Below are 26,580 nucleotides of genomic sequence, written 5' to 3' on the forward strand. Positions count from 1 at the left end.
GGCGACCTCAGGCCGGTTTCTTCGCGTGAGATAGCTTGAGTTGTTCCCTCAATCCCGCTCCCGTCCCCCAGCCCCCATATACAGTTCGCTCCCCGTCTCGCGGAACACCTTGCTCATCTCTTCCATCCCCTTGAGCGCCGCGGCCTTGCTCGCGGCTGCCGTCTCCGCGCCGCTCGGGCCGGTGGCGATGAAGCCTTCCACGCCCTGATTTTGCTTGCCCGCGAAGTCGCGCACCTCCTGCGTGATCTTCATAGAGCAGAATTTCGGGCCGCACATGGAGCAGAAGTGCGCGGTCTTGGCGCCTTCTGCGGGCAAGGTCTGGTCGTGATATTGCTCGGCGGTTTCGGGATCGAGGCTGAGGTTGAACTGGTCGCGCCAGCGGAACTCGAAGCGGGCGCGGCTCAGCGCATCGTCGCGGACCTTGGCGGCCGGGTGGCCCTTGGCGAGATCGGCGGCGTGAGCGGCGAGCTTGTAGGTCACCACGCCCACTTTCACATCGTCGCGGTCGGGCAGGCCGAGATGCTCTTTGGGCGTGACGTAGCAGAGCATCGCCGTGCCATACCAGCCTATCTGCGCCGCGCCGATGCCGCTGGTGATGTGGTCATAGCCCGGCGCGATGTCCGTGGTGAGGGGGCCGAGGGTATAGAAGGGCGCCTCGCCGCAGACCTGCAGCTGCTTTTCCATATTCTCCTTGATCTTGTGCATGGGCACATGGCCCGGCCCTTCGATCATCACCTGCACATCCTGCTTCCAGGCGCGATGCGTCAGCTCGCCCAGCGTGTAGAGCTCGGAGAACTGCGCTTCGTCATTGGCATCGGCAATGGAGCCGGGGCGCAGGCCATCGCCAAGGCTGTAGGCGATGTCATAGGCCTTCATGATCTCCGTGATCTCGTCGAAATGCTCGTAGAGGAAGCTCTCCTTGTGGTGCGCGAGGCACCATTTCGCCATGATTGATCCGCCGCGCGAGACGATGCCGGTGACGCGCTTGGCGGTCATCGGAATATAGGCAAGGCGCACGCCGGCATGGATGGTGAAGTAATCCACGCCCTGCTCGGCCTGCTCGATCAGCGTATCGCGGAAAATCTCCCAGGTCAGATCCTCGGCGATGCCGCCGACCTTCTCCAGCGCCTGATAGATGGGCACGGTGCCGATGGGGACGGGCGAGTTGCGGATGATCCACTCGCGCGTGTCATGGATGTTGCGTCCGGTGGAGAGGTCCATCACCGTGTCCGCGCCCCAGCGGATCGACCAGACCATCTTGTCGACCTCGCTCGCCACGTCGCTGGCGACGGCGCTGTTGCCGATGTTCGCGTTGATCTTCACCAGGAAGTTGCGACCGATCGCCATCGGCTCGCTCTCGGGGTGGTTGATGTTGTTGGGGATGATGGCGCGGCCGCGCGCCACCTCATCGCGCACGAACTCGGGCGTCACATAATCGGGGATGCTGGCGCCGAAGCTCTCGCCATCGCGGACATATTCGGCGAGGCGGGCGCGGCCGAGATTTTCGCGCTGGGCAACATATTCCATCTCGGGCGTGATGATTCCGCGCCGGGCATAATGCATCTGGGAGACATTGGCGCCAGCCTTGGCGCGCAGCGGGCGCTTGACGACATTGGGGAAGGGGCGGACACCGCCGGAGCGATCCGGGCCGAGCTGGCCGTTGTCTTCCGGCTTCACCGCGCGGCCATCATAGGCCTCGACATCGCCGCGCCCGAGAATCCAGTCGCGGCGCAGGGCGGGAAGGCCGGCCATGATGTCGATCCGCGCGTCCGGGTCCGTATAGGGGCCGGAGGTGTCATACACGCGCACCGGCGGCTCGCCGGAGCTGGGCTCGAGGTGAATCTCGCGCATCGCCACGCGGTGCGGGCCGACATGAATCTTGCGGCTGCCACGAATGGGTCCGGTGGTGACGCCGATCTCGGCCTTTGCGGGGATGTCAGCCATAGGGATGAGCCTTTCTGTGAACGGAGGAATCAGAGGAAACCGGCACGGCCGGTGAGCCCGGCAACGCCGAGCAGAAGACCAAGGATGATCGCGGCGATCGCCCAGATGCGAGTGGCGGTCGCGGAGGAGACCGCGCGGCCGATGCGCAGCACTGGCCCCGGCACGGCGATCAGCAGCGCGCCCTTGATGAGCGCACCCCAGCCAAACAGCGTGACGAGGGTCGCGAGCGGATCGGTGAGACTGCTGTGGGCGAGCACAAGGGCCGCGCCGATGGCGAAGGTCACCACGCCGGCGAGCAGCACCAGCCCCGGCGCGCGGTCGAAATCATCCAGCAGCGCCCGCCAGCGTTGCGGCGCGGAGAGGCCGGCAAGTCCGATGAGAATGAGATAAAGCCCCAGCACCTGCGCCAGTTGCAGGGTGAGCACGCTGCCCGTCATCATCGCCGCCACCCTCCTCTCAAGGGCCGGCGCGCCTGTGGCTAAGGGAATGAGGGTGGCAAGACTGACCACGCTCCGCTCCCTCCGCCGGTACGAGCCGGTTCAGGTTCAACGGGTCGGATGGCGCTACCCATCCCTCTCAGCCAGTCAGCAGGCTCCCCGGGGAAGGCTGGAGGATAGGCCCTCTGGAGCGAGAGTGCAATGGTGCCGTCAGCCGAAGAGGACTCGCCGCGCGGGCGCCGTAGGCAAGGCCCGCGCGGCGGTGGATCAGAAGGTGTAGGCCAGTCCCGCGCCGAACATCCACTGGTTGCGCGATCCGGCGAGGCGGACCACCGGGCTGTCGGCAATGTCGCCGAGCAGGCGGGTATAGGCGACGCCACCCACCAGCGAGAGGCCACCCGAGAGGTCACCTGTAAGGGCGATGTTGCCGGCGGCGGCGAGCGTCCAGTCCTTCCAGCCGCTGCCGGCGGTGTAGACGGGCAGGGTGCTTGCGGCGCTCTGCGCGGGGGTGATCGAGAAATAAGTGCCGGCATAATCGCCATCGACATGATTGGCGCTAAAGGACACGACCGCGAGGCTCTTGGTGCTCAGCGGTGTCATGTAGCTGACCGAGGGGGTGATGATCGTGCCGCCATGGGCGCCCGCGACGTCCTTGCGCGCGGTGACCGTCGCGGAGAGGCGGTCATAATTGCTGGTAATGAGGCCCCAGCGGGCAATGCCGGCATAGCCGCCGAGCTCGACCGAGGTGCCGACCTTGCCGAGCGCGCGGATGCGCTCGTCGTCGATCTTGTCGACATTGGTGCGGTTGAGGCCGATGGTGGCGACCGGACCGAGCTGGAAATCCCAGCGCGAGCCGCCATCGTTGATCAGATCGATGCTGGCGCGATTGCCGACATACAGGAAGTTGAGACCGCCCAGCTTGCCGACGGCACCGGGCACCGGCGTGATGCTGGTGCCGTTGGCGCCCTCATATTCCCGGATCACTGCGGCGCCCAGGCCGATGGTCAGCCGGTCCCCCGCGCGGGCGCGTGCGGCTTCACGCTGCTCGGCAGCTTCGCTGGCCGCCGTTGTGGTCTGGCCGAGGGCGGGTGCCGACAAAGCGGGTGCGACGGCCAGAATGGCGAGAAGACAAGGGGATAGGGAGGGGAAGGGGCGCAAGTTGAAACTCCGACAAGAGGCTGATCCGTGCAACGCCGCAGGAGGCAGAAGGCTCCCGCCGCGCCGATCACGCCCGTCTCACCGTCGACAATCCTGTTCGCCTGCGTCCTTCCGGCATCATGCAGGATGCCGTGTGCGGTCAGTTGAGCCGCATCAGTCCCGCCACGGTGAGCGCCAGCCCGCAGACCAGCGTCAGCGCCACCCAGATGCGCTGCATGTTCGCCAGATTGCGCAGCCAGAAATGAAAGTAGAGATCCGAGAAGGCGAGCACGACCAGCGCCTCGATCATCATGATGCCGCCAATGGCCTTCATGATGCAGGTGAGGATATCCGCCGGAATCCATGGATTGGCGAGATAGACCGCGGCGCCGAGGATCAGCTCCACCAGCCCGCAGAGCAATTGCAGGGCAGGCGACTGCTCGATCTCCTTGACCATCGTCTGCCACAGGCCGGGCTTGCGCAGCGCGCCGATGGCGGCGGCCAGCGTGAAGGCCCCGAGCAGCATGGCCGCCCAGGCCGTTGCATCAATCATGTCGAACTCTGCCACTGATCTCTCCCGATGATGTCCACCCCCGGGCAGCATGGGGCAGGCGATTGGCCCGGGGCCTTGTGGGCTCCTCGGCTGGCGCGGACTTTAGCGCGGGTGCGCGGGCGGTCCAGATGGAATTTTGCGGGATTATCTAACGGCGGTGAAGGAAGGTTGCCGGTGGGCTTCATGCCCTCTCCCCTTGAGGGAGAGGGATGCGCAGACTTGGCAGCTTGCTGCCTTAGTCGAAGCTGGGAGAGGGGTGAGCGATCCCCAGGATCGCGCGGATCAGAGATCCGCCACCCCTCATCCAACTCCGCCTAGCCGCCAGAAGGCGGCAAGGCCGCGTATCCTTCTCCCTCAAGGGGAGAAGGGTGAAGGGTGTTCGTTATATCCTCTTGGCTTGACACACGTCGCCCGCCGGGGGGTGTCAATGCGGCCGTGGCGCGCTATGGCGCGGGGCATGAGCGACAGCGCCCCGCATACTCCCCCGCCCTTCCGCGTGCCCGCCGATCCGCAGTCGGCGCGGTTCGCCTTCAGCATCGCCGCCACGGACGGCAAGGCCCGCACCGGCGAGATCGTCATGAAGCGCGGCGTGATCCGCACGCCGGCCTTCATGCCGGTCGGCACGGCGGCGACCGTCAAGGCGATGCGTCCGGCGGAAGTGCGCGCGGCGGGCGCGGATATCATCCTGGGCAATACCTATCACCTGATGCTGCGACCCGGTGCGGAGCGGGTGGCGGCGCTGGGCGGGCTGCATGCGCTCTCCGGCTGGGAGCGGCCGATCCTCACCGATAGCGGCGGCTATCAGGTGATGAGCCTGTCTGCGCTCACCAAGGTCACCGAGCAGGGCGTCGCCTTTGCCAGCCATATCGATGGCTCGCGCCATATGCTCAGCCCCGAGCGATCGATGGAAATCCAGCGGCTGCTCGGCAGCGATATCGTGATGTGCTTTGACGAGCTGGTTCCGACCACCACCAGCCGCGATGCGCAGGCGCAGGCCATGGAGCGCTCGATGCGCTGGGCGGCGCGCTCGCGCGCGGGCTTCGATGCGGGCGGAGACCATGCCGCGCGGGCGGCGCTGTTCGGAATCCAGCAGGGCGCGCTCGATGAGGAGCTGCGCAAGCAGTCTGCGCAGGCGCTCGTTGAGATCGGCTTTGATGGCTATGCCGTCGGTGGCCTTGCCGTGGGCGAGGGGCAGGAGGCGATGTTCGCCTGCCTCGACCATTGCGTGGGCCATCTGCCGGTGGAGAAGCCGCGCTATCTGATGGGCGTGGGTAAGCCAGACGACATTGTCGGCGCGGTCGAGCGCGGCATCGATATGTTCGATTGCGTGCTGCCGACCCGCTCCGGGCGGAACGGGCAGGCCTTCACCTGGGCCGGGCCGCTCAACATCCGCAATGCGCGCTTTGCCGAGGATCCGACACCGCTCGATGCGCGCTGCACCTGCCCGGTCTGCGGCAGCGTCAGCCGTGCCTATCTGCATCATCTGGTCAAGGCCGGGGAGATGCTGGGCGCGATGCTGATGACGCAGCACAATCTCCATTTTTATCAGGCGCTGATGGCGGGACTGAGGGATGCGATCGGCGCCGGGCGGCTTACCGAGTTCGCCGGCCGCTTCCGCGCCGATTATGCGAGCAAGGCGTTTTGAGCGCGGCGATGCGTCTCGCCGATTTCGACATCGACCTGTTCCTGCGGGAGTATTGGCAGCGCAAGCCGCTGCTCATCCGCAATCCGTGGGCCGAGTGGGTTAATCCGCTGGAGCCCGATGATCTCGCCGGCCTGGCCTGCGAGGATGAGGTGGAATCGCGGTTGATCACCCAGGCCGGCACGGACTGGGCGGTGGAGCATGGCCCGCTGGACGAGACGCGCTTTGGCGACCTCGGCGAGGCGCCGTGGACCCTGCTGGTGCAGGCGGTCGATCATTATGTCGAAGAGGTGGCCACGCTGATGGCGCCCTTCCGCTTCATCCCCAATTGGCGGATGGACGATGTGATGGTGAGCTATGCCACGGACGGCGGGGGCGTCGGGCCGCATTTCGACCAGTATGACGTGTTCCTCATCCAGGGCGCGGGCAAAAGGCGCTGGCAGATCGGCGGGCTGTGCGACGAGTCGACCCCACTGCGCCCCCATGACGACCTGCGGTTGCTTGCGGACTTCGTGCCCACGCAGGAGTGGCTGCTGGAGCCGGGCGACATCCTGTATCTGCCGCCGGGTGTCTCTCATGATGGCGTGGCGGTCGGGCCGGATTGCATGACTTATTCCATCGGCTTTCGCGCGCCTTCGCAGCGCGACCTGATCGAGGACTGGAGCGCGCATGTCGCCGACGGGCTGGCCGAGGATGATCGCTATGCCGACCCCGGCCTGCCGCTACAGACCAATCCCGGCGAGATCACGCCGGATGCGCTGGCGCGACTGCATGATCTGGCGACGCAGGCGCTGGCGGATCGCGCCGGATTCGCGCGCTGGTTCGGGCAAGCGAGCAGCACGCCCAAATATCCGCAGGCAGACTGGCGGCCTGAAGCGCCGGTGCTGGCGGAGGATGTGCAAGAGGCGCTGAACGACGGCTTGCCGGTGCGCCGCAATCCGGCGAGCCGCTTCGTGTTCGTCCGTGACGGGGCGGACGCGTTGACGCTGTTCGTGGACGGCGAGGCGTTTGCCTGCACGGGGGAGGCGGCGCGCTTCGCCGAGCGGCTCTGCGCAGGGGACGACGCGCCGGTGGAGACGCCGGATGCGGCGGTGCTGGCGCTGATCGCGGCGCTGGCCAGTCAGGGCAGCGTCACCCTCGATCCGGAGGATTAAGCGGACGATGGCGCGGCTCATCCTCTTCAATAAGCCCTATGGCGTGTTGCCGCAGTTCACCGATGCGCGCTCGCCCTCGCCACGCCCGACTCTCTCGGCCTATATCGATGTGCCAGGCGTCTATCCTGCCGGTCGGCTGGACCGGGACAGCGAGGGGTTGCTGCTGCTCACCGATGATGGCCGCTTGCAGGCGCGCATCTCCGATCCCCGCTACAAGACGCCCAAAACCTATCTGGTGCAGGTGGAAGGGGAGCCGGACGAGCCGGCGCTCGAGCGCTTGCGGCGCGGCGTCATGCTCAACGACGGCATGACCCGCCCCGCGCAGGCCGACCGCGTCGCCCCGCCGGACCTCTGGGAGCGCGATCCCCCGATCCGCGTGCGCAAGAGCGTGCCCGATTGCTGGCTGCGCCTCACCATCAGCGAAGGCCGCAACCGCCAGGTGCGCCGCATGACCGCAGCGGTCGGCCACCCCACCTTGCGGCTGGTGCGCTGGCAAGTGGCGGACTGGACGCTGGACGGACTGGCACCGAGAGCATGGCGCGAGGTGGCGGTTTAGCCCTCCCAATCCTCACCGCGGGATTGAAATGCGCATATGATAGGATTAAATCCTACTGGTTCGTCCCGCAGGAGCTTACCATGCGATCTACGCAGCAACTGAGCGTGACATTGCCCATCGATATGGCGGCGCAGGTCAAGGCGAGGGTCGCGTCGGGGGAATATGCCAGCGAAAGTGAAGTGATCCGGGATGGGCTGCGAGCTCTTCAGGCGCGAGAGCAGGCTGTGGAGGCCTGGCTGCGTGAAGACGTCGCGCGGACCTATGATGCGATCCAGGCTGACCCGCGCCGCGCGCGGTCTCCGGCGGACGTGAAGGCCGCGCTGGCCGCAGAACGCGCCGCCACGTCCTGATCGAATGCAAAGCGTGGTCAGTTTTGCGCCGGAAGCCGAAGCGCAACTGATCTCCTTGTTCCGCTATATCGCTCGCGAAGCGTCCGCCGATATCGCCAGTCGCTACGTCGGAGCCATTGTCGAGCATTGCGAGAAGCTCGCCGATTTCCCCCACCGCGGGACACCGCGCGACGACCTTCGCCCTGGTCTGCGCACGATCGCTTTCCGGAGGCGGGTGACGATTGCTTATTCGGCCATCGGCGTGAGCGTCACCATTCTCGGTATTTTCTATGGCGGGCAGGATTTCGCGGCCTTGCTTGCCGATGACGCTTGAGGTGCGCTCGCGTCACGCGCACTCACTCTTTCCGCCCAACCCTCCTGCCGCTAAGAGGCGGCAATGGAGAGCCTGGCCACCACCCCTATTACCGATGCCCTTGACCGCGCGCTGGCGCATTCGCCGTTTCTGGCGCGGCAGATCGATGTCTATCCCGAGCTGGTCGCGCTGCTGCTTCAGGGGCAGGCGGAGGCCGCATGGGCGGCCGGGCGGGCGCTGGAGCCCGATGCTGCGGTGGATCGGCGTCTGCGGGTGCGGCGCAGTGCGCTGGCTCTGGTGGCGGCGATTGCCGATCTGGCGGGGCTCTGGGACATGGATATCGTCACCCGGCGGCTCTCCGACTTTGCCGACGAAGCCATCGAAACGGCGCTGAACGCGGCCTTCGCCGAGCGCTACCCGGATGAGGCGCCGCGCGGCATCGCGGTGATCGCGCTGGGCAAGCATGGCAGCCGGGAGCTCAATTACAGCTCGGACATCGACCCGATCCTGATCTTCGACCCTGAAACGATCCCGACGCGCGGCAAGGAAGAGCCGCAGGAAGCAGCGCTACGGTTGGCGCGGCGGATGGTGGCGCTGCTCACTGAGCGGACCGGGGACGGGTACGTCTTCCGGGTCGACTTGCGACTGCGCCCGTCGCCCGAGGTTTCGCCGATCATCCTGCCGGTCGAAGCGGCGATCAGCTACTATGAGAGCGCCGCGGTCGGTTGGGAGCAGGCCGCTTTCGTGCGCGCCCGCGCGGCGGCCGGCGACATCGCGCTGGGCGAGGAATTCCTCAGCACGATCCGGCCGTTCGTCTGGCGGCGCAGTCTGGATTTCGGTGCGATCCGGGCGATCAGCGATGTTTCGCGGCGTATCCGCGCGCACTACGCCAGTGGTCAGCGCTTCGGCCCCGGCTTCGACTTGAAGCGCGGGCGCGGCGGCATCCGCGAGGTGGAGTTCTTCGCGCAGGCGCACCAGCTCATTCAGGGCGGGCGCAATCCCGCGCTGCGGGCACCGGCCACGCGCGCGGCGCTGCGCGTGCTGGGCGAGGCGGGGTTGATCAAGCCTGACGAGCGCGCGCGGCTCGATGCGGCCTATGTGATGCTCCGCACGATCGAGCATCGTCTGCAGATGGTCGATGACCGGCAGACGCACATGCTCCCGGAAAGCCCGGCTGCGCTCGAGAATGTCGCGCAGCTGGCCGGCTATGCCGACGGCGCGGCGCTGCTCGCGGCATTGCGGCCGCATGTCGAGGCGACCGGCCTCACTTTCGATGGGCTGGTCGGCGAGGATGAGGAAGGCGATGATCGCCTGCCCGATGAGCCGCGCGCACTGGCGCAGCGGCTGGAAGACATCGGCATTGAAGAGACCGAGCCCTTCGTCGCGCGCATCACCCGCTGGCGGGACGGCAGCCTGCGTCCGCTGCGCAGCGCCCCGGCGCGCGAGGCACTGGAGGAGCTGCTGCCCGGCCTGATGCGCCAGATCGCCCGTGCGCCGGCGCCGCTTACCGCGCTCAACAAGCTGGATCAGGTGATCGAAGGCCTGCCGACGGCGGTCAATCTGCTGCGCCTGCTGGTCGCGCGCCCGGCGCTGGCCGAGACGCTGGTGACGATCCTCTCGCACGCGCCCACGCTGGCCGATGCGCTGGGGCGGCGCGCGGCACTGTTCGACGGGCTGATCGACCAGAGCGCGCTCGATCTGCCGCCCGATGTGCCGACGCTCATCGAGACGATGCGTACGCATGATGCTGGCGATGACTTCCAGCACCGGCTCGACCATGTCCGCCATGTCGTGGGCGAGCGGCGCTTTGCGCTCGGCGTGCAGATCGTCAGCCGCGAGGTCGATCCGCTCGAGGTCGGGCGGGGCTATGCGCGGGTGGCGGAGGCGGCGGTGGACGTGCTCGCCGCAGCCGCCGTGGCGGAGTTCGAGCAGACCCACGGCCGCGTGCCGGGTAGCGAGCTGGCCATCCTGGCGCTCGGGCGCTTTGGTGGCGGATTGCTCACCCATGCCTCCGACCTCGATCTGATCTTCCTGTTCAGCGGCGATTTCAACGCGGAATCGGACGGGCGCCGGCCCTTGGGCGCGACGCTCTATTACAACCGCTTGTCCCAGCGAGTGATCAACGCGCTCTCCGTGCCCACCGCCGCCGGCGCGCTCTATGAGGTCGACACGCGGCTGCGCCCCTCGGGCAATCAGGGGCCGCTGGCGATCAGCTTCGAGAGCTTTGCGCGCTATCAGGCCGAGGCGGCGTGGACCTGGGAGCATCTGGCACTCACCCGTGCCCGCCCGGTGTTCGGATCGTCCAGCGCCCGCGCCGCGCTGGACGAGATCGTCCGGCAGACGCTGATGGTCGAACGCGACCCCGCGCAATTGCTCGCACAGGCCGTGAAGATGCGGCGCGACATCGCCACTCACAAGCCGCCGGCCGGGCCGCTCGACGTGAAGCTGATGCCGGGCGGGCTCGTCGATCTGGAATTCCTCATCCATGTGACGCAGCTCACCCATCGCACCGGCTTCTCGCCCAGCCTCAACATCGCGCTGGAGAGACTGATCGCCGCGGGGCTGCTCGACAGCGCGCTGCGTGAGGCAGCGGACCTGCTGACCCGCTATCTGGTGGTTGCCCGCCTCGTTGCGCCGCAATCGAGCGAGCCGGTGGAGGAAAGCCGCTGGCTGGTCGCACGGGCCTGCGGGGCCCGCGACTGGGGCGAGCTGCTTGCCCGAATCGATGCCGCGCGGCAGATCATCGCCACGAGCTGGAACGCGCTGGCCGGCCAGGCTACGCCATCGGAAGGAACGACATGATGCTGAGCCAAGGCGATACCCTGCCCGACGTCACTCTCACCGGTGCGGATGACGCGCCCATCCGGCTCGCGGATTTTCGTGGCAAGCCGCTGGTCGTCTATTTCTACCCCAAGGCCGATACGCCCGGCTGCACCACCGAAGCGATCGACTTCACCGGGCTGATCGATGATTTCGGCGCGCTGGGCGTGCCGGTGATCGCGGTCTCCAAGGATGCGCCGGCCAAGCTCAAGCGCTTCGCCGGCAAGCACAGCCTCGCCGTCACGCTGGCATCCGATGGCGATGGCAGCGTGTGCGAGGCCTTCGGCACCTGGGTTGAGAAGAGCCTTTATGGCCGCAAATATATGGGCATCGAGCGCGCGACCTTCCTGGCCGATGCGGAAGGCAAGATCGTGCGCGTGTGGCCCAAGGTGAAGGTGAAGGGCCATGCCGCCGAGGTTCTGGAGGCGGTGAAGGCGTTGGGGTGAGGGTTTGTGCCACGGATTGCGCGGCAGATCGATCTCTCTTCTCTCGTCACCCCGGGCTCGACCCGGGGTCCCGCTTCTTCAAACCAGCAGATCGAACCTGTCCTTCCAGTCGGGATTATTACGTTCGATCAGCGCGAACTTCCATTCGCGCCGCCAGCGCTTGAGCCGTTTTTCGTGAGCGATGCATTGGGCGATGTCCTCGCCCGGCTCCGCCCACACCATTCGGGCTAATCCATAACGGGCGCAGAAGTCCGATCCTGTTCCGCTGCGATGCTGAAGAACGCGCGCGCCGAGATGAGCGGTCACGCCGACATACATCGTGCCGCGATAGCGATCTGCCATGATGTAGACCCAGCCACCCTGTCGCTCCCGATCCATGGACTTATGCGCTGAGAAGCGAGACCCCGGGTCAAGCCCGGGGTGACGGAGTTGAGGTGGCCACTTCCAAAATCCATCCCCATTGTTATCCCCAGGTTCCACAGGGCGCGTTTCCTCGGCTCTTGCGCCGCACCTCGGAAGAGAGGACAATGCGTCCCCCATGTCAGAAAACACGATCCGTCTTGCCCCGGTGCCCGATGTGCCCGGCTCTGAACCCCGTATGCCGCGCAATGTGGAGGCGGAGGCTGCGCTGATCGGCGCGTTGATGATCGACAACCGGATCGTCGAGGACGTGCAGATGGAGCTGCGCGCCGAGCATTTCTTCGAGCCGCTGCACGGGCGCATCTATGAGGCGATCCTCAAGCTGGTCGATCGCAACATGGTCGCCAATCCGGTCACGCTGAAGCCGCTGCTGGAAAGCGATCCGGCGCTCAAGGAACTGGGTGGCCCGGCCTATCTGGCGCAGCTCACCGGCAGCGGCGCGGCGGTGATCGGCGCGCGCGATTTTGCCCGGCAGGTCTATGATCTGGCGCTGCTGCGCGAGCTGGTCGGCGTCGGGCGGGAGCTGGTCGACAAGGCGCTCGATACCTCCGATGCCATCGACCCCAAGGGCCAGATCGAGCAGGCGGAACTGGCGCTCTATGCGGTGGCCGAGCAGGGCGGCGACACCGGCAGCATGAAGACCTTCGCGCAGGCGACGCGGCTTGCGGTCGGCATGGCGGAGAAGGCGCTCAATTCCGGCGGCCATGTCTCGGGCATCACCTCGGGCCTGGATGGCCTGAACAACCGCACCGGTGGCCTTCATCCGTCGGACCTCATCATCGTTGCCGGGCGCCCCGGCATGGGCAAGAGCTCGCTGGCGACCAACATTGCTTACAATGCCGCCAGCCGCTGGATGCGCGACATGGCCGACGGCATCCCGCCGGAAAAGTCGATCGGCGCGCCGGTTGCCATCTTCAACCTGGAAATGTCCGCCGATCAGCTGGCCACGCGTATTTTGGCCGAGCAGTCGGGCATCAGCGGCGAGAAGCTGCGCATGGGGCGGATCAATCATAGCGAGTTCCAGAACCTCGTCCGCGCCTCGCGCGAGTTGCAGGATCTACCGCTGTTCATCGACGATACCGCTGGCCTCACCATCGCGGCGATGCGCACCCGTGCCCGCCGCCTCAAGCGCCGGCACAATATCGGCATGATCGTGGTCGACTATCTCCAGCTGCTGCAAGGCTCGGGCAAGACCGGCGACAGCCGCGTCAACGAGATTTCCGAGATCAGCCGTGGCTTGAAGACCCTCGCCAAGGAGCTGATGGTGCCGGTGATCGCGCTCTCCCAGCTCAGCCGCGCGGTGGAAAGCCGCGAGGATAAGCGCCCGCAACTCTCGGACCTGCGCGAATCCGGCTCGATCGAGCAGGACGCCGACATGGTGTGGTTCCTCTACCGCGAGGACTATTATGAGATGAGCAAGGAGCCCAAGATCGAGGACGAGGGCGCTTATGCCGCCTGGCGCGAGAAGATGGACCGGATCACCGGCCATTCCGAGCTGATCGTGGCCAAGCAGCGCCACGGCGCCACGGGCAAGGTGCGGCTCTACTTCGATTCCAAGATCACGCGGTTCACCGATCTGGCGGACGATAGCTATGCCGGGGCGGATGATGGTTATGAGTGAGGTGCGGGGCTAGCCCCGAACCTTCAGGTGCCGCTCGTGTCGAGCGAAGTCGAGACACGGAGAGCGCTGTCCTTGGGTGTCTCGACTCCGCTCGACACGAACGGGGATGAGCAGCGGTTGTAGCTGATCTCGTGTTCCTGCGAAGGCAGGAACCCAGGGCGCAATTGATCGGCTTCTCCGCCCTGGGCTCCTGCCTTCGCAGGAACGCTTACGTGCGTTGATAGCTGCTGAGCTAGACGGCTTGCCCGGCCGCATTGGCGCTGGCCCAGGCCCACTGAAAATTATAGCCGCCCAGCCACCCGGTGACATCCACCGCCTCACCAATCACATACAGGCCCGGAACCGCCTTGGCCTCCATCGTCTGCGAGGATAGGCCGGCGGTATCGACGCCGCCCGCTGTCACCTCCGCCTTGGCATAGCCGTCGCTGCCATTGGGCATGAACGTCCAGTCCGCCAACCGCGCCTGCGCGGCGGCCAGGGCGCGGTCGGGCAGATTGCCGAGCTCCGCCTCCAGCGCAAGATCGGCCGCCAGCCGGTCCGCCAGACGCTCGGCCAGCGCGGCGCGGAGCAGGCGGCGCAGGGTCATGCGCGGGGCCTCGCGCTTGGCGGCAAGCAGCCAGTCGCGCGGATGATCGGGCAGAAAATCGATGCCAACGCCCTCGCCATGGCGCCAGTAGGAGGAGATTTGCAGGATCGCCGGGCCGGAAAGCCCGCGATGCGTGAACAGTGCCGCCTCGCGAAAGCGCGTCTTGCCGGTGCGGGCAACGACATCGGCCGAGACGCCAGAGAGCTCGCGGAACAGGGCATCTTCGCCGCTGAGGGTCAGCGGCACCAGCGCTGGGCGCGGCTGCACGACCTTGAGGCCGAACTGGCGGGCGAGATCATAGGCAAAGCCGGTCGCGCCCATCTTGGGAATGGACGGCCCGCCGGTGGCGATGACCAGCACCGGCGCGGTCGCGATGCCACGCGGCGTGTCGACGTGGTACTGGCCTTCGGCATGGGTGACCTCCCGGATCGGGCAGGCGCAGGCGATGTCGACAGCGCCCTTCGCGCACTCCTCCAGGAGCATGGCGACGATCTGCCGCGCGCTGCCGTCACAGAAGAGTTGCCCCAACGTCTTCTCGTGCCAGGCGATGCCATAACGCTCGACCAGCGCGAGGAAATCCTGCGCGGTGTAGCGGCTGAGCGCCGATTTGGCGAAATGGCGATTGCTGGAGAGGTAGCGATCCGGCGCGGTGTGGAGATTGGTGAAGTTGCACCGCCCGCCACCGGAAATGAGGATTTTCTTGCCCGGCTCATCGGCATGATCGAGCAGCAGCACCTTGCGCCCCCGCTGCCCGGCCACCGCCGCGCACATCAGCCCCGCTGCGCCGGCGCCCAGGATGATGGCGTCATAGGGGGTGGGGGAGGTGGGCATGGGGGCTTTCGGCTGGGGGTGAGGCGCAATGCCTACGCCGTGACGACCAGGTTTGGAAGCGCTTGACCAGCAAGTTACTCTCTCCCCTTGAGGGGAGAGATACGCAGGCTTGCCGATCTATCGGCTAGCCGGAGTAGAGAGGGGCGAGTTGCTGCGCGGAGGTTGCCCTCTCCCAACCCTCTCCCCTCAAGGGGAGAGGGCTATTCAGTTAGCTGGACCCCCGGGTCAAGCCCGGGGTGACGATAGATGAAGCGGTAATCCCGGACAGGCCCCAAGGCTTTCGACGCCGAGCTTCCCCTCAAAACGCCGGCTGGTTGGCCGGGTCTTCCGGGTCCGCCGGCGGCGTCGAGCTGGTGTGGATGCCGCATTCCACCTTGTCCCAGCCGCGCCAGCGGCCGGCACGTGGGTCTTCGCCCGGCATCACCTTGCTGGTGCAGGGTTCGCAGCCGATCGAGAGATAGCCCTGTGCTTCCAGCGGATGGCGGGGCAGGTCGTGCGCGGTGAAATAGGCTTCCAGCGCCGCCTTGTCCCAATCACCCAGCGGATTGATCTTCAGGCGCCCGTCCTCGATCTCGAAGCGCGGCAGGTTCTGGCGCGTCACGGATTGGAAGGCCTTGCGCCCGCTAATCCACGCATCGAGGCCTTGCTTGGCGCGCGCCAGCGGCTCGACCTTGCGGATCTCGCAGCAGCCATCGGGGTCGTAGGACCAGCGCAGGCCCTTGTCGTCCTTCGCCGCGAGCACATCGGCCTTCGGCTCGACCACGCGGCTGTCGATAAAACCGAGCGTACGGATCAGCGTATCGCGATAGTCCAGCGTTTCCGGGAACATCTTGAGGGTGTCGACGAAGATCACCGGCACGCTCTTGTCCGCCTGCGCGATGAGGTGGAGCAGCACCGCGCTTTCCGTGCCGAAGGAGGAGACGACGGCGACCGTGCCGAGCGCATCCTCGGCGAACAGCGTCTTGAGCATCGTGCCCGCATCCACGCCCGCAAAGCGCGCGTTGAGCGCGTCCGCATCCGCCTGCGTCCAGCGCGGGGCGGCGTCGATCCGGTCGATCTGGCGAGCGGCTTCAGCCATTGCTTGCTCCGTGGCGCTGCGCCCAGATCGGCGCGCGCGGATCGACGGTCTTCTGATAGACGCCGGGGAAGCGGGTCAGCGCCGCCTCGACCAGCGCAGGGTCGAGCGGCTTGTCCGGCCGGAAGCTGTCAAACCCGCAGCGAACCATGTGGCTGATCTGGTCGACCGCGACATCGCCCACCGCGCGCAACTCGCCGGCATAGCCAGCCTCACGCAGGATGCGTGCCGCCGAATAGCCGCGTCCGTCGCCGAATACGGGGAAGTTCACCTCCACCAGCGCCACGCGGTCCAGATGCGGCAGCAACTCGCGGGCGTCCTCGCCCGGCTCGATGCGCACCGCGGCCGAATTGCTCTGGCCGGAAAAGGCCTCCAGCGTCACGGCGGGCAGTTCGGCTGCCTCGCCGCCTTCACGCAGGGACAGATATTCAAGCATAAAGTGCCTCCTTGAACGGGGCCATGCCGATCCGGCGGAAGGTGTCGACGAAGCGCTCGCCCTCCTGACGGTTTGCGAGATAGACGTTGGTGGCCTTCTCGACCGCATCGACAATGCCGTTCTCGTCGAAACCCGGGCCGGTGATCTGGCCAAGGCTGACATCATCCGCGCCCGATCCGCCGAGCAGGAGCTGGTAATTCTCCACACCCTTCCGGTCGACGCCGAGAATGCCGATATTGCCGGCATGGTGGTGGCCGCAGGCATTGATGCAGCCGCTGATCTTCAGCTTCAGCTCGCCGAGCTCCTTCTGCCGATCGAGATCGGAGAAGCGCTGCGCGATCTTCTGCGCGACCGGGATCGAGCGCGCATTGGCAAGGCTGCAATAATCCAGACCCGGGCAGGCGATGATGTCGCTGATGAGATCGAGATTGGCGGTGCCGAGATCGGCTTCTTCCAGCGCCTTCCACAGCGCATAGAGATCCGCCTTCTTCACATGCGCCAGCACGATGTTCTGGGCGTGGGTAACGCGCAGCTCATCGAAGCTGTACTTTTCGGCCAGGTCGGCCATCAGGTCGATCTGCGCGGAGGAGGCATCGCCCGGAATGCCGCCAATGGGCTTCAGGCTGATGTTGACGATGGCATAGCCCGGCACCTTGTGCGGCTTCACCTGCGTGCTCACCCAGGCCGCGAAATCCCGGTCGGAGAGGTCGATCTCGTCTGAAAGACCGGTCTCATAGGCCGGCGGCGCGAAGTAATCGGCAATGCGCGCCAGCTCGGCGAGCGGCGGATCGAGCCCGAGCGTCTTCATATGCGCGAACTCTTCCTCGACCTGGCGGGTATATTCCTCCCGGCCCATTTCGTGGACGAGGATCTTGATCCGCGCCTTGTACTTGTTGTCGCGCCGGCCGTGGCGATTGTAGACCCGCAGGCACGCCTCCAGATAGGAGACGATCTCCGCGAAGGGCACGAAGTCGCGGATTTCCGGCGCAACCATCGGTGTGCGGCCCATGCCGCCGCCGACGAACACGCGGGCGCCGATCTCGTCATCCTTCTTCACCAGCTCGATGCCGATATCGTGCAGGCGCATAGCCGCGCGATCCTCTGCGCTCGCGATCACCGCGATCTTGAACTTGCGCGGCAGATAGGTGAACTCCGGGTGGAAGCTCGACCATTGGCGCAGCAGCTCCGCGAGCGGGCGCGGATCGGCGACCTCATCGGCCGAGACGCCGGCATATTGGTCGGACGAGATATTGCGGATGCAGTTGCCGCTGGTCTGGATGGCGTGCATCTCCACCGATGCGAGATCGGCGAGAATGTCCGGCGCGTCCGCGAGCTTGATCCAGTTATACTGGATGTTCTGGCGGGTGGTGAAATGGCCGTAATCGCGGTCATATTTCCGCGCGATGTGGGCGAGCATGTGCATCTGCTTGCCCGACAGCGTGCCATAGGGAATGGCGACGCGCAGCATATAGGCGTGCAGCTGGAGATACAGGCCGTTCATCAGGCGGAGCGGGCGGAACTGCGCCTCGCTCAGCTGCCCGTCGAGGCGACGCTGGGTTTGGTCGCGGAATTCGGCAACGCGGGCATCCACCATCGCCTGATCGTAAGTGTCGTACTGATACATGGTCTTACTTTCCGTTCGCTTCGAGCGAAGTCGAGAAGAGTTGGGTGCGGCGTGTCTCGACTTCGCTCGACACGAACGGCAGGGTGGTTTGGCGCGCCATCAGATCACCCAGTTGCCGGCATTGGGGTCGGCGGGTTTGAGGCTCAGGTCGAGGCGCACGGTCGGGCCGAGCGCGCGGATGCGCTCCTTGATGTGGGCGGGGCGGATATTGCCTTCGCCGTCCTGCTCGCCGTCGATCACATAGGCTTCGTTCACGCGGCGCGCGGCGGCTTCGGCCTGGGCGATTTCCGCGCCCTTCTCGCCGACGTCCACGGCGTCGTTCACATGGATGGACCAGCCTTGGCCAGTCCACCAGATGACGTCGCCGTTGGCGAGATCATTGCCGGTCAGGATATTCATGTCGTCAGTGGCTCCCCGCACCTGTGCTGTGCTCAATGTGAAATGATCCAAGCGGCAGGCAATCGAGCGCATCGGCATGCCGCACGACCTCCCCCACCACGATCAGCGCCGGACTCGCGACCGCCTCGCGCGCCACGAGATCGCCAAGATCGGCGAGCAGGCTGCGCAACACGCGCTGATCCGGGCGCGTGGCTTTCTCAATCACCGCGACCGGCGTCGAGGGCGAGAGCCCGTCGCGCATCAGCTTCTCGGCAATATCCTGGCTGGTCGCGAGGCCCATATAGATGACGAGCGTGCGTCCGGGCCCGGCCAGGCCGACCCAATTCTGCTCGGAAAGACCCTTGCACTGCCCCGCGACGAAGCTGACGATGCTGGCATCCTCGCGATGCGTGAGTGGCAGGCCGGCACTGGCGCCGCCGCCGACCGCCGCGCTGATGCCGGGCACGACCTCGCAGCGCACACCAGCCTCGCGGCAGGCCTCCAGCTCTTCGCCGCCACGGCCGAAAATGAAGGGATCGCCGCCCTTGAGGCGCACGACGTCACGGCCCGAAAGCGCCTCGCCGACGAGCAGCGAATTGATCGCCTCCTGCTTCATCGAATGGCGCGAGCGTTGCTTGGCGACTGAGATCAGCTCCGCCTCCGGCGAAGCCAGAGCGAGGATGGCGGCATCGACCAGACCGTCATGCACGATCAGGCTCGCCCGGCCGATCAAACGGGCAGCACGCACCGTCAGCAGATCAGGATCGCCCGGACCTGCGCCAACGAGATAGACCGTGCCGGCCGTAAAGGACTCAGAGTGCGCCATGGGTGGTAGATGCGTTCGAGTACCCAAGCCCGCAACCGACGCTTGCTTTAGCAGGCCGAAGCGAAACTATTGTGGGGCTCCGGGTGGTGGCAGAGGTCGTGCCAATAGCGGGTCAGGAGAGCGCTTCGGTGGCGATCTGACTGCTGCGCGGCAGCAAAGCGTCTAAGCGAACAGGACGACATTGTTGCCAAGTCTTCAACCTTCTCCCCTTGAGGGAGAAGGATACGCAGCCTTGTCGCCAGTAGGCGGCTAGGCGCAGTTGGATGAGGGGTGGCGGATCGTTGATCCGCGTGATCCAGCGGATCGCATACCCCTCTCCCAGCTTCGACTAGGCAGCACACTGCCAAGTCTGCGCATCCCTCTCCCTCAGGGGGAGAGGGTAGAATACGCCCGCCCTCGATAACATAACTGGCTTCGGCGGCCGGTTGGGTGGCGGACGTACGGACCTAGGCACCAACCACCAAGCTTGCCCCGCCGCTTCCTGCCATTGCGAATTCGCCGCCACGCCCTAGATCGGCATCATGCCGCTTCATATGACCAAGATCGCCTTCCAGTCGGAGAGCGCCGCCACCTTGCGGGAGTGGCTGGAAAGCCATGCACAGGCCGGAGAGGGTGGCGAGGCGCGGTTGACGACGCGCTATCTGCCCAAGCGGCATGAGGAGATGGCGGGCGGGTCGCTTTATTGGGTACTGGCGCATCAGATCGTCGGGCGCAGTCCCCTGCTCGGGTTTGAGGCGCGGCCGGACGGGCGGCAGTGGATCCGCCTCGCCCCGCGGCTCATCCCGGTGGTGCCACGGCCCAAGCGCGCCCATCAGGGTTGGCGCTATCTGGCTCACGAGGATGCGCCGCCGGATATGGGAGACGGCGAGGGCGGCGACATGCTGCCCGACCAACTGGCGGCCGATCTCGGCCGGCTCGGGCTGATCTAGGCGCGCCGCTGCCCGCCCTCAGGGGAGCAGCAGGCTCGCATCGCCATAGCTGTAGAAGCGATAGCCCTGCGCGATCGCGTGAGCATAGGCTGCCTGCATCCGCTCACGCCCCATCAGCGCGCTGACCAGCATGAACAAGGTCGAGCGGGGCAGGTGGAAATTGGTCATCAACCCGTCAATGGCGCGGAAGCGATAGCCCGGGGTAATGAAGATGCGCGTTTCATCCGCGAACGGCCGGATGATGCCATCTTCCCCGGTTGCGCTTTCGAGGAGGCGCAGGCTGGTCGTGCCCACCGCGATCAGGCGCCCGCCATTGGCGCGGACCGCATTCAGCCGGTCCGCCGTCGCCCGATCGATCCGCCCCCATTCGGCATGCATGCGGTGTGCGTCGGTATCGTCGGCCTTGACCGGCAGGAAGGTGCCGGCGCCGACATGCAAAGTAAGCGTCGCCTGGCCGATACCGGCCTCAGCGAGCGCTGCGACGAGGCCGGGCGTGAAGTGCAGGGCTGCTGTGGGCGCCGCGACGGCACCGGGTTCCTGCGCGAACATGGTCTGATAATCCTCGCGGTCCTGCTGGTCGGTGGGCCGCTTGCTGGCAATATAGGGGGGCAGGGGCATCTGGCCGGCGCGTTCGAGCAGCAGCTCAACCGGCTCGTCACCCAGGAAGCTGAGCGTCATGCCGCCATCCGCGTCCCGCTCGCCGGCCTGTGCCTGCACGCCTTGCGCAAAGGCGATGATGTCGCCGGGCCGCACCCGCTTGGCGTTGCGTACGAAGACCTGCCAGTCGCGCGGGCCGAGGCGCTTGTGCAGCGTCACCCCGACCTTCGCCTCGCCGCGTTGCCCCTCCAGCTGGGCGGGGATGACCCGCGTGTCGTTGAAGACGAGGCAGTCGCCGGCACGGAGCACGGTTGGCAGATCGCGCACGCCCATGTCAAGCAGGCCCCCGTCCTGGCCTTCGAGCACCAGCATCCGGGCCGCATCGCGCGGCGAGGCGGGACGCAGGGCAATCCGCTCGGGCGGCAGGTCGAAATCGAAAAGGTCAACGCGCATGGCTGGCGCCCTTAGCGCCTGCGCCGGACATTGAACAGGTGCCGGTCAGCGAGGTCCTGCTGGCCGGTAATCCCACGCGCGTATCGGCGCGCTCAGCCTGCCGTGTTGCTGCCGGCGGGTGCTGCGGCCTGCTGATCGCTCTGGATATAGGCGCGCACGATGGTCGTCGGCTGGGCCGGCGGCTCGCCCTTGGCGATCTGGTCGACACCGGCCATGCCATCGATCACCCGGCCCACAACCGTATATTTGTGGTCGAGCTGCATGCGCGGCATCAGCATGATGAAGAACTGGCTGTTGGCGCTGTCATCGCTCTGCGCGCGGGCCATGGAGACGGTCCCCCGCATGTGCGGCAGCCAACTGAACTCCTGCTTGAGGTCCGGCAACGGCGATCCGCCGGTGCCATCGCCCTTGGGGTCGCCGCCCTGGGCCATGAAGCCATCGATCACGCGGTGGAACTTGAGGCCGTTGTAGAAGCCTTCCCGCGTTAGCGTCTTGATCCGCTCGACATGGCCGGGGGCAACGTCCGGGCGGAGCAGGATGCGCACGGTGGCACCGTCCGAGAGGGTCAGCACCCAGGTGTTTTCGGGCGTGACCGGCGTCATCGCGACGAGCGGCTTGTCCGTGGACTTCTCCGCGTCCTCGCGCAGGGCGTCGGCATCCTTCTGCGCGCGGGCCGCCATTTCGGCCTTCGCCAAAGCATCCTGCGCACCGCCGCCCGGCTGGGCCTGCGCGGAATTGGCGCTGGCCAGCATGAGGCCGCAGGCGGCGGCAAGCGCGATGCCGGAGCCAAACAGTCGGGTAACACGCATGTCGTCCATCCTCATTTCACGGTCGAACCGGGCCCGGCCGCCAACTAGCGTCGCATGGCTGAACCAATGATGACCCGTCAAGTCTCGTCTGCCCTGCCGGCGTCGACGCTCATGCCGAGCCGGGCCATCACATCGGTGCGAACACCCGGCGAAACGAACTTGCCGATGTCGCCGCCCAGCCCCGCAATTTCCTTCACCAGGCGCGAGGCAATGGGCTGCAGCGCAACGTCGGCCATCAGGAACACCGTCTCGATGCTGGCATCGAGATACTGGTTCATGCCGGCCATCTGATACTCATACTCAAAGTCCGCCACCGCGCGCAGGCCGCGCAGGATCAGCGAGGCGCCGACCGAGCGGGCATAATCGATCAGCAGCGAATCGAAGGGCCGCACGTCGATATCGGCATCGATGTCCGCGCATTCCCGCCGGATCATCGCCAGCCGCTCGTCCAGCGTGAACAGCGGTGATTTACTCGGATTGGTGGTCACGCCGATCACCAGCCGATCGACCAGCTTCGATCCGCGCCGGATGATGTCCATATGGCCCAGCGTGATAGGGTCGAAGGTTCCCGGATAAAGGCCGATGCGGTGAACCATGAGCGAGTCCTTAGTAACTGCGGCTGATCGCGAAATCGGCAATGTCGCGCAGCAGATCGGCTTCCGCGCCAAAATCGCGCAGATGATCCTTGGCCTGCGCCACCAGCAGGGATGCCTGCTGCCGGGCCTTCTCTACGCCCATCAGCGATGCGAAGGTCGCCTTGCCGGCAGCGGCGTCCTTGCCTACGGCCTTGCCGGTGACGGCAGCGTCCCCCTCAATGTCCAGCAGATCGTCGGCGATCTGGAAGGCGAGGCCGACATCATGCGCATAGCCGCGCAGGCTCGTGCGTCGCTCCTCTGGGATCCGCGCGAAAATGGCGCCGGCTTCCAGACAGAAGACGATGAGCGCGCCGGTCTTGAGCAATTGCAGTCGCGTGATCGCCGGCAGATCGAACGGCGTCGTTTCAGCGACAAGGTCCATCATCTGCCCGCCGGCCATGCCTGCCGGACCGCTGGCCAAGGCCAGGCTGGCGATCAGCTCGCAGCGCACGGTCGCATCGGCATGGGTGCGCTCGTCCGCAAGCACGGCGAAGGCGAGATCGTGCAGGCAGTCGCCGGCGAGGATCGCCGTCGCCTCATCGAAGGCGCGATGGGCCGTCGGCTTGCCGCGCCGCATATCGTCATTGTCCATCGCGGGCAGATCGTCGTGGATCAGCGAATAGACGTGGATGCACTCGACGGCGAGGCCGGCGCGTACCGCGCTTTCCCAGCCAATGTTGAAGAGGTCGCAGCTTGCCTTCACCAACAGCGGGCGCAGGCGCTTGCCCCCGCCGATCGCGCTATAGCGCATCGCCTCGTAAAGCCGCGCGCGCTGGTCCTCCGGCACCGGCAGCAGCCGGTCGAACTGCACGTCGATTGCCTCGGCAATCTCCGTCAGGGCGGTTTCGAGCCGGGTGCCGGCATCCTCGCGCATCAGCGGATCATTCACTGGGATAAGGGGTCGTCCGGGCGGCGGACCCATCGGCGCTCGCCGTGATCTGCTCGATCCGGGCCTGCGCGGCATCGAGCCGCTTCTGGCATTGCAGCCGCAGATCCTCGCCCTCGCGATAAAGGGTGATGGACTGGTCCAGCGGCACGTCGCCGCGCTCCAGTTGCTGGACAATCGCCTCCAGGCGCTTGAGCGCGTCCTCGAAGCTGAGGGTGCCGCTATCGGTCTCGTCTGCCATGCCCATGCATTGACCCGGCTCCCCCACAGGGTCAAGCGTGCTCTCTACGCTCCCCCGAAAAATGGCGTATTGTCACGCAAATCAAGTTGACCTCGCGGGAGCGAATCGCAATAGCCGCGGGGCTATGAAAACCCTCACATACCCCTCAATCGCGCTTTGCGCGGCCGCGCTCGCCTTGTCTGCGTGCAAGTCCGAGCCTGAAACCTTCAACACTGGCACGAATGACCCAATGGCTGCGGAACTGGCAAATGCCGGTAACGTCGCCCTGCCCCCCATGCTCCGTGCCAGCACCACCTATCGCTGCAAGGACAACAGCCTGATCTTCGTCGACTTCATGACGGACGATGTGACGGCGAACCTGCGTACCGAACGTGGCGGCCCGATCACCGGTCTCAAGGCACCGGAAGCCGGCCAGCCCTTCGTTTCCGCCGATGGCGCGACGAAGCTGGAAGGCGCCGGCGAGACGGTCACGTATAACGGCCAGGCCTGCAAGGCGGGCTGATCGGCTGATCTTGGTTCAACCGCACGGTCCGCTCTGGCGGGCCGATGCTCAAAGAATGGCCGACCCGCGAGGGTCGGCCTTTTTCGTTACAAGGGCCGATCGGGCGGTTGTGCCCGCCCGCTGGCGGCGATAAAGGCCGCTCATGTCGACCAGCACCACCCCAAGCGCCTCAGGCATCACCCCCGAAATCGTCGCCGAACACGGTTTCACCCCCGAGGAATATGAGCGCGTTGTGAACGCCATCGGCCGCGAGCCGAATATCACGGAGCTTGGCATCTTCTCGGTGATGTGGAGCGAGCACTGCTCGTACAAGTCCAGCCGCATCCACCTCAAGAAGCTGCCGACCGAGGCACCCTGGGTGATCTGCGGCCCTGGCGAGAATGCCGGTGTCATCGACATTGGGGACGGCCAGGCGGCGATCTTCAAGATGGAGAGCCACAACCACCCGAGCTACATCGAGCCCTATCAGGGCGCGGCGACGGGTGTCGGCGGCATCCTGCGCGACGTGTTCACCATGGGCGCGCGTCCCATCGCGAACATGAACGCGCTGCGCTTCGGGCGGCCCGATCATCCGCGCATGAAGCACCTCATCTCCGGCGTGGTGCGGGGCATTGGCGGTTACGGCAATTGCGTGGGCGTGCCGACGGTGGGCGGCGAGACCAATTTCCATGCCGCTTATGATGGCAACATCCTCGTCAATGCGATGACGGTGGGCGTCGCGGAGACGGACAAGATCTTCTATTCGGCCGCTTCGGGCGTCGGCAATCCGATCGTCTATGTCGGCTCCAAGACCGGGCGCGACGGCATCCATGGCGCGACCATGGCCTCGGCCGATTTCGGCGAGGACTCCGAAGAGAAGCGCCCCACCGTTCAGGTCGGCGATCCGTTCACCGAAAAGCTGCTGATCGAGGCCTGCCTCGAACTCATGGCCTCGGATGCCATCGTCGCGATTCAGGACATGGGTGCGGCAGGCTTGACCAGTTCGTCGGTGGAAATGGCGTCCAAGGGTGGCGTTGGCATCCGGCTGGACATGGACAAGGTGCCGCAGCGCGAAACCGGCATGACCGCCTATGAGATGATGCTCTCGGAGAGCCAGGAGCGGATGCTCATGGTGCTCAAGCCCGGCAAGGAGGCCTTTGCCGAGGCGATCTTCCACAAATGGGAGCTGGATTTCGCGGTCATCGGCGAAGTGACCGATACGGGCCGGATGGTGCTGGTCCACCATGGCGAGACGGTGTGCGACATTCCGCTCGGCCCGCTGGCCGACGACGCCCCGCTCTACGATCGCCCGCATGTGCCGACTCCGCCGCTCGCACCGCTCGCCAGCGCGCCCGATAGCAAGGACCCGGCCGCCGATCTGCTCGCGCTGATGGGTTCGCCTGATCTCGCATCGCGCCGCTGGATCTGGGAGCAATATGACCACATGGTCGGCGCCGACACCGCGCAGGCGCCCGGTGGTGACGCTGCCGTCGTGCGCGTGCATGGCACCAAGAAGGCGCTGGCGATGAGCACCGACTGCACGCCGCGCTATTGCTACGCCGATCCGGTGCAGGGCGGTCGCCAGGCGGTGGTCGAGACGTGGCGGAACATCACGGCAGTGGGCGGCCAGCCGCTCGCCATCACCAACTGCCTCAACTTCGCCAATCCGCAGCGGCCGGAGATCATGGGCCAGATCGTTGGCTGTCTCGAGGGCATGAGCGAGGCCTGCCGGGCGCTCGATTATCCCATCGTGTCGGGCAACGTCTCGCTCTACAATGAGTCGAAGGCGACGGGCGGCGGCAGCGCGATCCTGCCCACGCCGGCGATCGGCGGGGTCGGCCTGCTCCCGGATGTCGAGCGGATGTGCACCATCGCGTTCAAGGACGTGGGCGACATCATCTTCCTCGTCGGTGAGCGCACCGGATCGCTCGGCCAGTCACTCTGGCTGCGGCAGGTCCATGGGCTGGAAGGCCGTGATGCGGGGCCGCCGCCGCCGGTCGATCTCGCCACCGAGCGCCGGACCGGCGATTTCGTGCGCGAGGCCATTCGCTGCGGCGCCATCACGGCCTGTCACGACGTGTCGGATGGCGGCGTCGCCGTCGCGGTGACGGAGATGGCGCTTGCCGGCGGCATCGGCGCGATCCTCGATCAGCCGCTGGCCGGCACGACGGCGGAAACCTATTTCGCCGAGGATCAGGGCCTGTATGTCGTGACTGTGCGCGATGCGGCGCTGGTCGAGATGCTCAGCCATGCCGAGGCGCGCGGCGTCACGGTCGCGCGGCTGGGTCGCACCATTGCCAATCGCATCATCTTCGAGCTGCCGGAGAGCGATCACTCGGTCGCGCTGGCCGATCTGCGCACCGCGCATGAAGGCTTCTTCCCGGCCCTGATGGACGCCTGACCGGCGCCCGTCGGTGCCGG

Annotated in this window: 27 protein-coding genes and 1 riboswitch; of the genes, 11 read left to right on the top strand and 16 right to left on the bottom strand. The window is 66.2% G+C overall.

Annotated features, from left to right (window positions below):
- Nucleotides 1-48: 48 nt before the first annotated feature.
- The 4 genes from thiC to M2337_RS05745 all read right to left on the bottom strand — a co-directional run bounded on the left by thiC (nt 49) and on the right by M2337_RS05745 (nt 4,071).
- Nucleotides 49-1,944 (bottom strand): phosphomethylpyrimidine synthase ThiC, encoded by a 1,896-nt coding sequence (thiC, locus tag M2337_RS05730; protein ID WP_264572027.1) that lies wholly within the window; start codon nt 1,942-1,944, stop codon nt 49-51.
- A 29-nt stretch (nt 1,945-1,973) separates the two neighbouring features.
- A complete protein-coding gene (locus tag M2337_RS05735; protein ID WP_264572028.1) occupies nt 1,974-2,384 on the bottom strand; it encodes a DUF2065 domain-containing protein in 411 nt (136 codons plus the stop codon).
- A gap of 58 nt (nt 2,385-2,442) precedes the next feature.
- Nucleotides 2,443-2,553: riboswitch (TPP riboswitch) on the bottom strand.
- A 95-nt stretch (nt 2,554-2,648) separates the two neighbouring features.
- Nucleotides 2,649-3,479, bottom strand: coding sequence for a MipA/OmpV family protein (locus M2337_RS05740; RefSeq protein ID WP_264572029.1), 831 nt, complete (start codon nt 3,477-3,479; stop codon nt 2,649-2,651).
- A 199-nt stretch (nt 3,480-3,678) separates the two neighbouring features.
- A complete protein-coding gene (locus tag M2337_RS05745; RefSeq protein WP_264572030.1) occupies nt 3,679-4,071 on the bottom strand; it encodes a hypothetical protein in 393 nt (130 codons plus the stop codon).
- A 457-nt stretch (nt 4,072-4,528) separates the two neighbouring features.
- On the opposite strand from M2337_RS05745, the gene tgt reads away from it, so the two are divergent.
- The 7 genes from tgt to bcp all read left to right on the top strand — a co-directional run bounded on the left by tgt (nt 4,529) and on the right by bcp (nt 11,331).
- On the top strand, nt 4,529-5,716 hold the full coding sequence (tgt, locus tag M2337_RS05750; RefSeq protein ID WP_264572031.1) for a tRNA guanosine(34) transglycosylase Tgt: 1,188 nt from the start codon (nt 4,529-4,531) through the stop codon (nt 5,714-5,716).
- A gap of 8 nt (nt 5,717-5,724) precedes the next feature.
- Entirely contained in the window at nt 5,725-6,867 is a 1,143-nt protein-coding gene (locus M2337_RS05755) for a cupin domain-containing protein (protein WP_264572032.1), read from the top strand.
- A 7-nt stretch (nt 6,868-6,874) separates the two neighbouring features.
- Nucleotides 6,875-7,423 (top strand): pseudouridine synthase, encoded by a 549-nt coding sequence (locus tag M2337_RS05760; protein ID WP_264572033.1) that lies wholly within the window; start codon nt 6,875-6,877, stop codon nt 7,421-7,423.
- Between the two features lie 80 nt (nt 7,424-7,503).
- Nucleotides 7,504-7,773 (top strand): type II toxin-antitoxin system ParD family antitoxin, encoded by a 270-nt coding sequence (locus M2337_RS05765; protein WP_264572034.1) that lies wholly within the window; start codon nt 7,504-7,506, stop codon nt 7,771-7,773.
- A gap of 4 nt (nt 7,774-7,777) precedes the next feature.
- Complete coding sequence (locus M2337_RS05770; protein ID WP_264572035.1) at nt 7,778-8,086, top strand: type II toxin-antitoxin system RelE/ParE family toxin; 309 nt, start codon at nt 7,778-7,780, stop codon at nt 8,084-8,086.
- A 63-nt stretch (nt 8,087-8,149) separates the two neighbouring features.
- Nucleotides 8,150-10,867, top strand: a complete 2,718-nt coding sequence (locus tag M2337_RS05775; protein WP_264572036.1) for a bifunctional [glutamine synthetase] adenylyltransferase/[glutamine synthetase]-adenylyl-L-tyrosine phosphorylase — start codon at nt 8,150-8,152, stop codon at nt 10,865-10,867.
- A complete protein-coding gene (bcp, locus tag M2337_RS05780) occupies nt 10,867-11,331 on the top strand; it encodes a thioredoxin-dependent thiol peroxidase (RefSeq protein ID WP_264572364.1) in 465 nt (154 codons plus the stop codon). Before M2337_RS05775 ends, bcp begins: the two co-directional genes overlap by 1 nt.
- Before the next feature lie 78 nt (nt 11,332-11,409).
- Here bcp and M2337_RS05785 read toward each other — a convergent pair whose 3' ends face one another.
- A complete protein-coding gene (locus M2337_RS05785) occupies nt 11,410-11,709 on the bottom strand; it encodes a GIY-YIG nuclease family protein (protein ID WP_264572037.1) in 300 nt (99 codons plus the stop codon).
- Between the two features lie 160 nt (nt 11,710-11,869).
- Between M2337_RS05785 and M2337_RS05790 the strand changes: the two genes are divergently transcribed.
- Entirely contained in the window at nt 11,870-13,372 is a 1,503-nt protein-coding gene (locus M2337_RS05790) for a replicative DNA helicase (RefSeq protein ID WP_264572038.1), read from the top strand.
- A gap of 232 nt (nt 13,373-13,604) precedes the next feature.
- Here M2337_RS05790 and M2337_RS05795 read toward each other — a convergent pair whose 3' ends face one another.
- From M2337_RS05795 to cobA, 6 genes are all read right to left on the bottom strand, one after another.
- Nucleotides 13,605-14,789, bottom strand: coding sequence for an NAD(P)/FAD-dependent oxidoreductase (locus M2337_RS05795; RefSeq protein WP_264572039.1), 1,185 nt, complete (start codon nt 14,787-14,789; stop codon nt 13,605-13,607).
- A 298-nt stretch (nt 14,790-15,087) separates the two neighbouring features.
- Entirely contained in the window at nt 15,088-15,867 is a 780-nt protein-coding gene (locus M2337_RS05800) for a phosphoadenylyl-sulfate reductase (protein WP_264572040.1), read from the bottom strand.
- On the bottom strand, nt 15,860-16,300 hold the full coding sequence (locus M2337_RS05805) for a DUF934 domain-containing protein (RefSeq protein ID WP_264572041.1): 441 nt from the start codon (nt 16,298-16,300) through the stop codon (nt 15,860-15,862). The genes M2337_RS05800 and M2337_RS05805 overlap by 8 nt, the downstream gene beginning before the upstream one ends.
- A complete protein-coding gene (locus tag M2337_RS05810; RefSeq protein ID WP_264572042.1) occupies nt 16,293-17,924 on the bottom strand; it encodes a nitrite/sulfite reductase in 1,632 nt (543 codons plus the stop codon). The genes M2337_RS05805 and M2337_RS05810 overlap by 8 nt, the downstream gene beginning before the upstream one ends.
- Nucleotides 17,925-18,023: 99 nt before the next feature.
- Entirely contained in the window at nt 18,024-18,323 is a 300-nt protein-coding gene (locus M2337_RS05815) for a DUF2849 domain-containing protein (RefSeq protein ID WP_264572043.1), read from the bottom strand.
- Nucleotides 18,324-18,327: 4 nt separating this feature from the next.
- Entirely contained in the window at nt 18,328-19,128 is an 801-nt protein-coding gene (gene cobA / locus M2337_RS05820) for a uroporphyrinogen-III C-methyltransferase (RefSeq protein ID WP_264572044.1), read from the bottom strand.
- Nucleotides 19,129-19,649: 521 nt separating this feature from the next.
- Between cobA and M2337_RS05825 the strand changes: the two genes are divergently transcribed.
- On the top strand, nt 19,650-20,057 hold the full coding sequence (locus M2337_RS05825) for a DUF1489 family protein (protein WP_264572045.1): 408 nt from the start codon (nt 19,650-19,652) through the stop codon (nt 20,055-20,057).
- A gap of 18 nt (nt 20,058-20,075) precedes the next feature.
- Here M2337_RS05825 and queA read toward each other — a convergent pair whose 3' ends face one another.
- From queA to M2337_RS05850, 5 genes are all read right to left on the bottom strand, one after another.
- Entirely contained in the window at nt 20,076-21,107 is a 1,032-nt protein-coding gene (gene queA / locus M2337_RS05830; protein ID WP_264572046.1) for a tRNA preQ1(34) S-adenosylmethionine ribosyltransferase-isomerase QueA, read from the bottom strand.
- A gap of 92 nt (nt 21,108-21,199) precedes the next feature.
- Complete coding sequence (locus M2337_RS05835; RefSeq protein WP_264572047.1) at nt 21,200-21,916, bottom strand: peptidylprolyl isomerase; 717 nt, start codon at nt 21,914-21,916, stop codon at nt 21,200-21,202.
- Between the two features lie 77 nt (nt 21,917-21,993).
- On the bottom strand, nt 21,994-22,512 hold the full coding sequence (coaD, locus tag M2337_RS05840; protein ID WP_264572048.1) for a pantetheine-phosphate adenylyltransferase: 519 nt from the start codon (nt 22,510-22,512) through the stop codon (nt 21,994-21,996).
- 10 nt (nt 22,513-22,522) lie between these two features.
- The gene (locus M2337_RS05845; RefSeq protein WP_264572049.1) at nt 22,523-23,425 is read right to left on the bottom strand and encodes a polyprenyl synthetase family protein; all 903 of its coding nucleotides are present in this window, start codon (nt 23,423-23,425) and stop codon (nt 22,523-22,525) included.
- 7 nt (nt 23,426-23,432) lie between these two features.
- Nucleotides 23,433-23,678, bottom strand: a complete 246-nt coding sequence (locus M2337_RS05850; protein WP_264572050.1) for an exodeoxyribonuclease VII small subunit — start codon at nt 23,676-23,678, stop codon at nt 23,433-23,435.
- A gap of 124 nt (nt 23,679-23,802) precedes the next feature.
- Between M2337_RS05850 and M2337_RS05855 the strand changes: the two genes are divergently transcribed.
- Together M2337_RS05855 and purL are read left to right on the top strand one after the other, a co-directional pair.
- Nucleotides 23,803-24,180: a hypothetical protein gene (locus M2337_RS05855; protein ID WP_181558733.1), complete on the top strand. Its 378-nt coding sequence runs from the start codon at nt 23,803-23,805 to the stop codon at nt 24,178-24,180.
- A gap of 142 nt (nt 24,181-24,322) precedes the next feature.
- On the top strand, nt 24,323-26,560 hold the full coding sequence (gene purL, locus M2337_RS05860; protein ID WP_264572051.1) for a phosphoribosylformylglycinamidine synthase subunit PurL: 2,238 nt from the start codon (nt 24,323-24,325) through the stop codon (nt 26,558-26,560).
- Nucleotides 26,561-26,580: the final 20 nt, after the last annotated feature.

The organism is Sphingobium sp. B2D3A, from assembly GCF_025961795.1.
In the GTDB taxonomy this organism is placed as follows: Bacteria; Pseudomonadota; Alphaproteobacteria; order Sphingomonadales; family Sphingomonadaceae; genus Sphingobium.

Bases quoted from the DNA above. Each gene is read 5' to 3' on its own strand.
- M2337_RS05735 (WP_264572028.1), bottom strand. From the start codon at position 2,384: ATGATGACGGGCAGCGTGCTCACCCTGCAACTGGCGCAGGTGCTGGGG.
- M2337_RS05810 (WP_264572042.1), bottom strand. From the start codon at position 17,924: ATGTATCAGTACGACACTTACGATCAGGCGATGGTGGATGCCCGCGTT.
- M2337_RS05815 (WP_264572043.1), bottom strand. From the start codon at position 18,323: ATGAATATCCTGACCGGCAATGATCTCGCCAACGGCGACGTCATCTGG.
- M2337_RS05835 (WP_264572047.1), bottom strand. From the start codon at position 21,916: ATGCGTGTTACCCGACTGTTTGGCTCCGGCATCGCGCTTGCCGCCGCC.
- M2337_RS05785 (WP_264572037.1), bottom strand. From the start codon at position 11,709: ATGGATCGGGAGCGACAGGGTGGCTGGGTCTACATCATGGCAGATCGC.
- M2337_RS05850 (WP_264572050.1), bottom strand. From the start codon at position 23,678: ATGGCAGACGAGACCGATAGCGGCACCCTCAGCTTCGAGGACGCGCTC.
- M2337_RS05765 (WP_264572034.1), top strand. From the start codon at position 7,504: ATGCGATCTACGCAGCAACTGAGCGTGACATTGCCCATCGATATGGCG.
- cobA (WP_264572044.1), bottom strand. From the start codon at position 19,128: ATGGCGCACTCTGAGTCCTTTACGGCCGGCACGGTCTATCTCGTTGGC.
- M2337_RS05760 (WP_264572033.1), top strand. From the start codon at position 6,875: ATGGCGCGGCTCATCCTCTTCAATAAGCCCTATGGCGTGTTGCCGCAG.
- M2337_RS05805 (WP_264572041.1), bottom strand. From the start codon at position 16,300: ATGCTTGAATATCTGTCCCTGCGTGAAGGCGGCGAGGCAGCCGAACTG.
- M2337_RS05845 (WP_264572049.1), bottom strand. From the start codon at position 23,425: ATGCGCGAGGATGCCGGCACCCGGCTCGAAACCGCCCTGACGGAGATT.
- M2337_RS05800 (WP_264572040.1), bottom strand. From the start codon at position 15,867: ATGGCTGAAGCCGCTCGCCAGATCGACCGGATCGACGCCGCCCCGCGC.
- M2337_RS05855 (WP_181558733.1), top strand. From the start codon at position 23,803: ATGAAAACCCTCACATACCCCTCAATCGCGCTTTGCGCGGCCGCGCTC.
- queA (WP_264572046.1), bottom strand. From the start codon at position 21,107: ATGCGCGTTGACCTTTTCGATTTCGACCTGCCGCCCGAGCGGATTGCC.
- M2337_RS05745 (WP_264572030.1), bottom strand. From the start codon at position 4,071: ATGATTGATGCAACGGCCTGGGCGGCCATGCTGCTCGGGGCCTTCACG.
- M2337_RS05755 (WP_264572032.1), top strand. From the start codon at position 5,725: ATGCGTCTCGCCGATTTCGACATCGACCTGTTCCTGCGGGAGTATTGG.
- bcp (WP_264572364.1), top strand. From the start codon at position 10,867: ATGCTGAGCCAAGGCGATACCCTGCCCGACGTCACTCTCACCGGTGCG.
- M2337_RS05770 (WP_264572035.1), top strand. From the start codon at position 7,778: ATGCAAAGCGTGGTCAGTTTTGCGCCGGAAGCCGAAGCGCAACTGATC.
- thiC (WP_264572027.1), bottom strand. From the start codon at position 1,944: ATGGCTGACATCCCCGCAAAGGCCGAGATCGGCGTCACCACCGGACCC.
- M2337_RS05825 (WP_264572045.1), top strand. From the start codon at position 19,650: ATGCCGCTTCATATGACCAAGATCGCCTTCCAGTCGGAGAGCGCCGCC.
- M2337_RS05795 (WP_264572039.1), bottom strand. From the start codon at position 14,789: ATGCCCACCTCCCCCACCCCCTATGACGCCATCATCCTGGGCGCCGGC.
- M2337_RS05790 (WP_264572038.1), top strand. From the start codon at position 11,870: ATGTCAGAAAACACGATCCGTCTTGCCCCGGTGCCCGATGTGCCCGGC.
- coaD (WP_264572048.1), bottom strand. From the start codon at position 22,512: ATGGTTCACCGCATCGGCCTTTATCCGGGAACCTTCGACCCTATCACG.
- tgt (WP_264572031.1), top strand. From the start codon at position 4,529: ATGAGCGACAGCGCCCCGCATACTCCCCCGCCCTTCCGCGTGCCCGCC.
- purL (WP_264572051.1), top strand. From the start codon at position 24,323: ATGTCGACCAGCACCACCCCAAGCGCCTCAGGCATCACCCCCGAAATC.
- M2337_RS05775 (WP_264572036.1), top strand. From the start codon at position 8,150: ATGGAGAGCCTGGCCACCACCCCTATTACCGATGCCCTTGACCGCGCG.